Here is an 8023-nt window from a genome sequence, read left to right as displayed (position 1 = left end):
GAGCGCCTGCCTTACAAGCAGGATGTCGGCAGTTCGATCCTGTCATCGTCCACCAGACTAAAGAAGCAAGCTATTAAGCTTGCTTCTTTTTTTTGTATATATGATATAATAATATAAATTGTATAATTTGTAATTTTAAAAGAGTTTTATTAAGAGGAGGAATTATGTTACATAACTTCGGACTCTATAAACGTCCACTACTTACAGTACTTGCTGTACTACTCACAACTGCATTTACAACAGCCAGTGCCGCTATGATCGATTTGAGTCAGTTAACACCAAATACAACACAACCTGTAGCTCTTAGCACTATACAAAGTAGCACAAGTAATGAAGCTCCTACATTAGCCCCTGAAACGAATATGGAGCCTGTCATAAAAGTGGCTGCAACACCAACATCTACACCGATTTCTGGAGCTCCAGAAAAAGCCACAATTAATACTTCTAGTACAAGTCATGATGGACACTTAGAAAACTTTCCGAGCCGTAAAGTTACTATTGTTGTACCAGCAAATTTGCGCAATGAAAACACAGCTCAATTTGGGCGCTACATGACAGATCGCTTATCAAATACACTTAAATATCCTTACTATAATACAACCATCGTAAGTACTAACACACCAACTGCAGAAATTAAAGCCGCTGATCTTGCTCAAATTGCAGAGGCCCAAAATTCTGAAATCGTTATTATGCCTGTACCATTACAAGACGTATATGTACAAGTTAATACTATTAATAGCCCAGATCCGTATAATAAGGATAATCATGAAATTTATATCGCCGCAAAGGTTAATGCCCTTTTATACTATTATGATGTAAACGATAAGATAATCCATACTGTTCGTACGGGCTTCAACCAAACTGATGACTCTTTAACTATGCCAACACATAAATCAGTTTGGAACAAAGTTATGACTATATTACTTGATAAATTACCATACAAACGAATTCCAACAGACCGTGACCGTTACCAAGCACCTGGTATTAATTCTGAGGCTCCTGTTGTATTAGATTTTCAAGTAGAACAACCTAAGAATACTGCATACTCCTTAAAAGGTGTGAGCGTCTTGTAGATAAATTTCTTAAAAAAAGGCTAGCCAGATGGCTAGCCTTTTTCTTATAACATTTTTGTAACATGCAAGCGCAGTAAAGCACGTTGCAATGCTGCTTCCGCTCTTTCTACATCAATATCAGGTGTAGGATTTGATAACCGACCTTCTGCACGCTCTTTAGCTTGACGAGCACGTTCCACATCAATGGATGTTGGATCTTGACAGTCAGGGGTTACAATACTCACCTTATTATGTTCAATTTCACAGAAGCCACCAAATACAGCATATTCACGAGATGTTCCATCTGGTTGATCAATGCGTAAAGGTGCTAAGTCTAATGCAATAATCATAGGCGCATGATTTGGCAAAATACCAAAACCACCATCGATAGCTTTACCTACAAAGAATGTAGATTGGCCCTCGAATACGATTGCATCAGGTGTAATTATCTGTAGGGTCATAGGTTCCGCCATGGATTATTCCCCCTTCTCTTGCATTTCCTTTGCTTTTTGAATGGCTTCATCAATGGTACCAACCATGTAGAATGCACCTTCTGGCAATTCATCATGTTTACCATCCAAGATTTCTCTGAAGCCTCTCAATGTTTCGGACAATGGCACATATTTACCAGGAGAACCGGTAAATACTTCTGCTACGAAGAATGGTTGACTCAAGAAACGTTGAATCTTACGAGCGCGAGATACAGTGAGTTTATCTTCGTCAGACAATTCTTCCATACCGAGGATTGCGATAATATCTTGAAGATCGCGATATTTTTGCAATACTTCTTGTACTCCACGAGCTACTGCGTAGTGCTCTTCACCAAGTACATGTGGGTCCAAAATACGGCTTGTAGAGTCCAGAGGATCCACCGCTGGATAGATACCAAGTTCCGCAATGGAACGAGACAATACTGTTGTCGCATCCAAGTGAGCGAATGTCGCTGCTGGAGCCGGGTCAGTCAAGTCATCGGCAGGTACATATACAGCTTGTACGGAGGTAATAGAGCCTTCTTTTGTAGATGTAATACGCTCTTGCAATGCCCCTACGTCATTAGCCAATGTAGGTTGGTAACCTACGGCAGATGGCATACGACCTAAGAGGGCGGATACTTCGGACCCCGCTTGAATAAAGCGGAAGATGTTATCAATGAACAAGAGCACGTCTTGTTTTTTCACATCACGGAAGTATTCAGCCATTGTAAGACCAGTAAGACCTACGCGCATACGAGCCCCTGGTGGCTCATTCATTTGTCCATATACGAGGGCTGTTTTATTGATAACGCCAGACTCTTTCATTTCGTTCCACAAGTCATTACCTTCACGAGTACGTTCCCCTACACCGGAGAATACGGAATAGCCGCCGTGCTCTGTAGCAACATTGTGAATCAATTCCATAATCAATACGGTTTTACCTACACCGGCACCACCGAAAAGACCGATTTTACCACCTTTTACGTATGGAGCGATAAGGTCAACGACCTTAATACCTGTTTCCAAGATTTGTGTATCTGGAGAAAGGTCATCAAATTTAGGTGCTGGACGGTGAATAGGCCATTTTTCATCAGCCACAACTGGAGCTGGATCATGGTCTACAGTTTCACCAAGTACGTTAAAGATACGACCCAATACGCCTTCCCCTACAGGAACGGAAATTGGAGCACCAGTATCTTCTGCTTCCATATTACGTGTCATACCGTCAGTAGAACTCATGGCAACGCAACGAACTGTATCGTCGCCTAAGTGTTGCATAACCTCTACTACGATTTTTTGTCTATCGTGTGCCTTGTGGTCATGGTAGATGTGGATGGCGTTGTAGATAGCTGGTAAATGACCAGCATCAAAGCGCACGTCTACAACTGGGCCGATGACCTGCACAACTTTACCAATATTATTACTCATCGACAGATGTCTCCTTATCTATTGCAAGGCATTAGCGCCACCAACGATTTCAGAAATTTCGTTTGTAATGCTAGATTGACGCAACTTGTTATATTCAAGGCCTAAGGACTCAATGAGTTCCCCTGCATTATCTGTAGCCGATGTCATGGCCGTCATACGAGCACCCAATTCACTAGCTGCAGATTGCAACAATCCATTATAAACTGTAATTTCTAAGTATTTTGGCAGCAACGCCTCCAAGACGGATACGGCGGACGGCATAAAATCATACTCTTCGCCTTTTACCTCATCTTGTGGTTGCTCTATTGGCAACAAGCGCTCAGCCTGTGCAATTTGCGTCATAGAATTTACAAAACGTGTATAGATCATGATGACTTCGTCTACTTCATGACGTTCATATAGTGAAAGTGCTTCATGCATGATGGCACGCGCATGTTCATAGGACGGTTTATCAGAAAAGCCCGCATAGGACTTATCGATGCGAATACCTCTAGATTTCATGCTATCTCTAGGCTTTCTGCCTGCCGTGATAACACGGTATGTATCAGGAGATTTACCATGTAATTGTTCCATAGCAAATTTCAACACATTAGACGAAAATGCCCCTGCAAGACCTTTATCTGCACCTACTACAATATAGCAAGTGCGCTCTACAGGTCGCACATCTAAGAGAGGACTTTCAAAGCCTTCTAAATCACTATTAGACATATGACGCAAGATTTGCCCTATCTTTTCTGCGTAAGGACGAGTAGCTTCCGCTTTTGTTTGTGCCCTACGAAGACGAGCAGAAGCTACCATCTTCATCGCTTTTGTAATTTGTTGCGTATTGGTAACACTTTTTATGCGTTTTCGCAAATCTTGTGCACTAGCCATACATTACGCCTCCTTACGAGACACTAATGTATGTGTAGAGCCAAATGCTTCAACACATTCTGGGATTGCTTGCTTCAATAGATTTTCAGTTTCTTCGTCAATTTTCTTAGACGTTTCAATGTTAGTGATGATTTCAGGGTAATTTGCTTTTACATAACGTAAAAGTTCAGCTTCAAAGGACAATACATCTGCCACTTGAATATCTGCTAAGTACCCTTTAGTACCAGCGTAAAGGTTGATAACCATTTCCGCTACACTCATAGGCTCATATTGACCTTGTTTTAACATTTCAGTTAAGCGTTCACCACGATCAAGTTGAGCGCGTGTAGCCGCATCAAGGTCGGAACCAAACTGAGCGAAAGCAGCCAACTCACGATATTGAGCAAGGTCCAAACGCAATTGGCCCGCCACTTGCTTCATCGCTTTAGTTTGTGCGCTACCACCTACACGGGATACGGACAAACCTACGTCAACAGCTGGACGAATACCAGAATAGAACATATCTGTTCCCAAGAAAATTTGACCATCAGTAATAGAAATTACGTTTGTTGGAATGTATGCAGATACGTCACCTGCTTGTGTTTCAATGATTGGCAACGCTGTAATAGAACCTCCACCAAGTTCAGATGAAAGTTTCGCAGCCCGCTCTAATAGACGACTGTGTAAGTAGAATACGTCACCTGGATATGCTTCACGCCCTGGTGGACGGCGCAATAATAGGGACATAGCACGATATGCAGCCGCTTGTTTTGTTAAGTCATCATATACGCATAATACGTGTTTACCTTGGTACATAAAGTATTCACCCATGGCAACACCAGCATATGGTGCAATGTATTGAAGAGGTGCACCTGTGGAAGCACTCGCAGAAACTACGATTGTATATTCCATAGCGCCTGCTTCTTCAAGCTTTTGCACTACGCGAGCAACCGTAGATTCTTTTTGACCAATAGCTACATAAATACAAATAACATCTTTGCCTTTTTGGTTCAAAATAGTATCTAAGGCAATCGCAGTTTTACCTGTACCACGGTCACCGATGATAAGCTCACGTTGACCACGGCCGATTGGTACCATCGCATCAATCGCTTTAAGACCTGTTTGCAATGGTTCATTTACGGATTGACGATCCGCAATACCAGGTGCTGGATGTTCGATAGGACGACGTTCTGTAGCTTGAATAGCACCCTTGCCATCAAGAGGTTGACCAAGAGGATTTACTACACGACCAATCAAGGCATCTCCAGCAGGAACGTCCATAATTTTGCCAGTACGACGCACTTGGTCTCCTTCTTTAATCAAGAAGTCATCACCTAATAGTACGGCACCAACATTATCTAATTCTAAGTTCAAAACCAAGCCATATACGCCGTGTGGTAATTCTAGCAACTCACCGGCCATGGCTCTTTCAAGACCATAAATATGGGCGATGCCATCCCCTACGTCGAGAACAGTACCCACGTCATCGACATTGAGGTCAACATCATAGTCCTGAATCTGCTGTTTGATTATAGCAGTGATTTCTTCAGGCTTCATTTTCATATATACCCATTCACCCCTATCTAATAGAGTTCGTTCTTAATAAAGATTTTTCTAATTCCTCTAAACGACGAGATACAGAACCATCAATGCGTTTATCTCCTACTTGGATAACGATACCACCCATAATTGATGGATCTTGGCGCACAGATAAAATAACATCTTTCCCTGTTACTTCTCGTAATTTAGCTTGTACAGATGCTTCTACCTCAGCTGTGATTGGTTCTGCTACAGTTACAGTAGCTTCCAAAATGCCACGAGCCTCTCGTGATTTTTGAATAAACGCTGCAATGGCCTGCGCAATATAACGATGGCGCCCACGTTTAATCATCACATAGATAAAATGTAAAGCAACTTTGTCGATACTAGATTCAAAGATAGAACCAACTAACTTAATCTTTGCATCTTCTGTAACGATTGGATTTTCAAGGAATGAACGAAGTTCAGGCTGTTCCGCCATAACGGACGCTACATAACCTAATTGCTCCTCCATGAGTTCCAAAATATTTTGTTCTTGAGCTAATTCAAACATAGCTGAACTGTATTTATCTGCTACAATTTCTATGCTCATCGTATCACAACCCTATCGTTTTACTATCAAGTTGACGAATAGCGTCTTCGATCAATTTTGTATTAGTTTCGCTGTTCATATCTTTAGCAACAACTTTACCAGCCATAGCTACAGATAAAGATACCACTTCGTTACGCAAGCTGTTCATAGCACGATCGCGTTCAATAGCGATATCTTGGCGAGCACGATTTTTTTCTTGTTCAATTTGCTCGCGTGCTGTTGACAATTGTTCACGTGTTGTATTTTCTGCTTCTTGAACTGCTTTTTCAACAATTTGTTGTGCCTCTATACGAGCATTAGCAATTTGAGCTGCATAATCAGCTTTAAACCCCTCTGCTTCTGCGCGAGCTTGTTCTGCAGCTTCTAAGTCTTTAGCAATTCGTTCTTTACGTTCTGTCATTATAGCCAATAATGGTTTATATGCAAAACGAGCCAATAGCCAAACTAATATAAAAAAGTTCAACATTTGAGCAAGAATCGTTCCAAGGCTTAAGTCAACCAAGGTTATTCCTCCTCGTTATTATCTGAATAACAAAATAAATGCTACTACTACACCGATGATAGGCATCGCTTCGATCAAACCAATCGCTACGAACATAGTAGACATCAATTGACCGCGCAATTCAGGTTGGCGTGTAATACCTTCAATAACTTTGCTAGATACAAGACCATCACCGATACCTGCACCAATAGCACCACAACCTACTGCAATTGCCGCTGCTAACGCGAATAAACCTTGAGCTTCCATAATATATCCTCCATATAAATTAATTAATGTTCCTCACTAAGCCCCATCCCCAAATAGGATGCAGTAAGAACGGTAAAAATAAAGGCTTGAATAATACCAATAAATAGACTAAAAGCAATCCAAACCCATGGTACCGGCACAAACCAAGGCAAGTTATATAATACTTCTAACAAAATTTCACCTGCCACAATGTTACCGAATAGACGGAAAGCAAGTGTAACAGGTCTAGCAATTTCCTCGAAAATATTGAGTATTAACAAAGCCTTATAAGGTCGTACAAAATGCTTAAAATAAGATAAGCCTTTAACTTTAACCCCCATAACCCATACCACTAATGTACTACATAAAGCTAATGCAATTGTAGTGTTAATATCGGATGTTGGTGATGTTAAAGCCTTGAATGTTGGCATTAAGCCTAACTCATTTCCTACAAAAATAAATAAGAAAAACGTAAATAACAAGGAACTCACCATCGGCCAATGGCGACCCAAATTCGGAGCTAATTGCCCCTCTAAGCCTTCTAATATAGATTCCACTATATTTTGCAAGCCTACAGGCACCAATTTACGTCCCCGGGTGGCTAATACTGTTATCAGTATTACAATAGCCATAGTAACCCATGTAGCAATTAAAGTATCCATATTAAATGTCAACCCCAACCACTGCACGACCTCATGGTGTCCCGCATGTAATTCCACGTTCTCAACCCCTTCCATAAACCTAATAAAAACCTAATATATTTACATTAATATAAATATAATATATATGTATCATCATACATCGTTATAGATATATAATCAACACTTGAAGGGTAAACAATTCCAAATAATCATAAATAGAATGTATTCAATGCATTATTAGAATACGACTCCATGTCTTATTAAAATCCACATCAATACATTAATTGGAATACAATACATTAATTTAAATGCAATAAAATTCTTAATTAAAATAATAAAAATTAGAACCGTCCACTAAACCGCCAATACACTATATAAAGTGCAGGCTGGATAAGTGCAATCGCTACAAACATACTAATTGCTTCTACATGGGGAATCTTCAAACCTAATACGACTAAAGATCCAACAAGCATAAGACGCCACACCATCTGTCTACGCGCCTTACGAACAGCCTTATAAGGATCACCTAATATAATTGCTTGACCATGTAGTGCAAGGCTAAGCAAGTAGAGCACCATTATAAAAATGCCCCACAGCCATCCCCATACATAGTGTTGTAATCCGCATGCAACCTGTATTATTACACCTAAAAAGGCAATAAAAAAACAAGACAGTAGCACGCGCACTATGAATTTTATATATTGATTCATACATACCTC

General features: G+C 40.6%; 10 protein-coding genes. 1 reads left to right on the top strand and 9 read right to left on the bottom strand.

The features are described 5' to 3' along the window. The first annotated feature begins 164 nt into the window (after positions 1-164). Positions 165-1073 carry a hypothetical protein gene (locus RYO55_RS04305; RefSeq protein WP_058948096.1) on the top strand — a complete coding sequence of 303 codons (909 nt, stop codon included), beginning with the start codon at positions 165-167 and terminating at the stop codon, positions 1071-1073. Positions 1074-1117: 44 nt separating this feature from the next. Here the strand turns inward: RYO55_RS04305 and atpC are convergent, their stop codons facing one another. The 9 genes from atpC to RYO55_RS04260 all read right to left on the bottom strand — a co-directional run bounded on the left by atpC (position 1118) and on the right by RYO55_RS04260 (position 8014). Further along, positions 1118-1525, bottom strand: a complete 408-nt coding sequence (gene atpC / locus RYO55_RS04300) for an ATP synthase F1 subunit epsilon (RefSeq protein ID WP_314984291.1) — start codon at positions 1523-1525, stop codon at positions 1118-1120. Between the two features lie 3 nt (positions 1526-1528). Further along, complete coding sequence (gene atpD / locus RYO55_RS04295) at positions 1529-2953, bottom strand: F0F1 ATP synthase subunit beta (protein WP_004697530.1); 1425 nt, start codon at positions 2951-2953, stop codon at positions 1529-1531. 18 nt (positions 2954-2971) lie between these two features. Continuing rightward, on the bottom strand, positions 2972-3826 hold the full coding sequence (gene atpG, locus RYO55_RS04290; protein WP_004697537.1) for an ATP synthase F1 subunit gamma: 855 nt from the start codon (positions 3824-3826) through the stop codon (positions 2972-2974). Positions 3827-3829: 3 nt separating this feature from the next. After that, positions 3830-5368 (bottom strand): F0F1 ATP synthase subunit alpha, encoded by a 1539-nt coding sequence (atpA, locus tag RYO55_RS04285; RefSeq protein ID WP_004697546.1) that lies wholly within the window; start codon positions 5366-5368, stop codon positions 3830-3832. Positions 5369-5384: 16 nt separating this feature from the next. Continuing rightward, positions 5385-5936 carry an ATP synthase F1 subunit delta gene (gene atpH / locus RYO55_RS04280; RefSeq protein WP_004697545.1) on the bottom strand — a complete coding sequence of 184 codons (552 nt, stop codon included), beginning with the start codon at positions 5934-5936 and terminating at the stop codon, positions 5385-5387. 4 nt (positions 5937-5940) lie between these two features. After that, the gene (gene atpF / locus RYO55_RS04275; protein WP_004697511.1) at positions 5941-6438 is read right to left on the bottom strand and encodes a F0F1 ATP synthase subunit B; all 498 of its coding nucleotides are present in this window, start codon (positions 6436-6438) and stop codon (positions 5941-5943) included. Between the two features lie 18 nt (positions 6439-6456). Further along, on the bottom strand, positions 6457-6684 hold the full coding sequence (gene atpE, locus RYO55_RS04270; protein ID WP_004695064.1) for a F0F1 ATP synthase subunit C: 228 nt from the start codon (positions 6682-6684) through the stop codon (positions 6457-6459). Between the two features lie 23 nt (positions 6685-6707). Further along, positions 6708-7400: a F0F1 ATP synthase subunit A gene (gene atpB / locus RYO55_RS04265; protein ID WP_004697507.1), complete on the bottom strand. Its 693-nt coding sequence runs from the start codon at positions 7398-7400 to the stop codon at positions 6708-6710. 245 nt (positions 7401-7645) lie between these two features. After that, the gene (locus tag RYO55_RS04260; RefSeq protein WP_008714914.1) at positions 7646-8014 is read right to left on the bottom strand and encodes a hypothetical protein; all 369 of its coding nucleotides are present in this window, start codon (positions 8012-8014) and stop codon (positions 7646-7648) included. Positions 8015-8023: the final 9 nt, after the last annotated feature.

The sequence above is a fragment of the uncultured Veillonella sp. genome (assembly GCF_963551295.1).
Lineage (GTDB): Bacteria > Bacillota > Negativicutes > Veillonellales > Veillonellaceae > Veillonella.
The sequence above is the reverse complement of the archived record's forward strand: the minus strand, read 5'-3'. Positions and strand labels throughout refer to the sequence as shown.

What these genes read in the sequence shown, in the direction of transcription:
- RYO55_RS04305 (WP_058948096.1), top strand. Translation starts at nt 165, where the DNA reads ATGTTACATAACTTCGGACTCTATAAACGTCCACTACTTACAGTACTT.
- atpC (WP_314984291.1), bottom strand. Translation starts at nt 1,525, where the DNA reads ATGGCGGAACCTATGACCCTACAGATAATTACACCTGATGCAATCGTA.
- atpD (WP_004697530.1), bottom strand. Translation starts at nt 2,953, where the DNA reads ATGAGTAATAATATTGGTAAAGTTGTGCAGGTCATCGGCCCAGTTGTA.
- atpG (WP_004697537.1), bottom strand. Translation starts at nt 3,826, where the DNA reads ATGGCTAGTGCACAAGATTTGCGAAAACGCATAAAAAGTGTTACCAAT.
- atpA (WP_004697546.1), bottom strand. Translation starts at nt 5,368, where the DNA reads ATGAAAATGAAGCCTGAAGAAATCACTGCTATAATCAAACAGCAGATT.
- atpH (WP_004697545.1), bottom strand. Translation starts at nt 5,936, where the DNA reads ATGAGCATAGAAATTGTAGCAGATAAATACAGTTCAGCTATGTTTGAA.
- atpE (WP_004695064.1), bottom strand. Translation starts at nt 6,684, where the DNA reads ATGGAAGCTCAAGGTTTATTCGCGTTAGCAGCGGCAATTGCAGTAGGT.
- atpB (WP_004697507.1), bottom strand. Translation starts at nt 7,400, where the DNA reads ATGGAAGGGGTTGAGAACGTGGAATTACATGCGGGACACCATGAGGTC.
- RYO55_RS04260 (WP_008714914.1), bottom strand. Translation starts at nt 8,014, where the DNA reads ATGAATCAATATATAAAATTCATAGTGCGCGTGCTACTGTCTTGTTTT.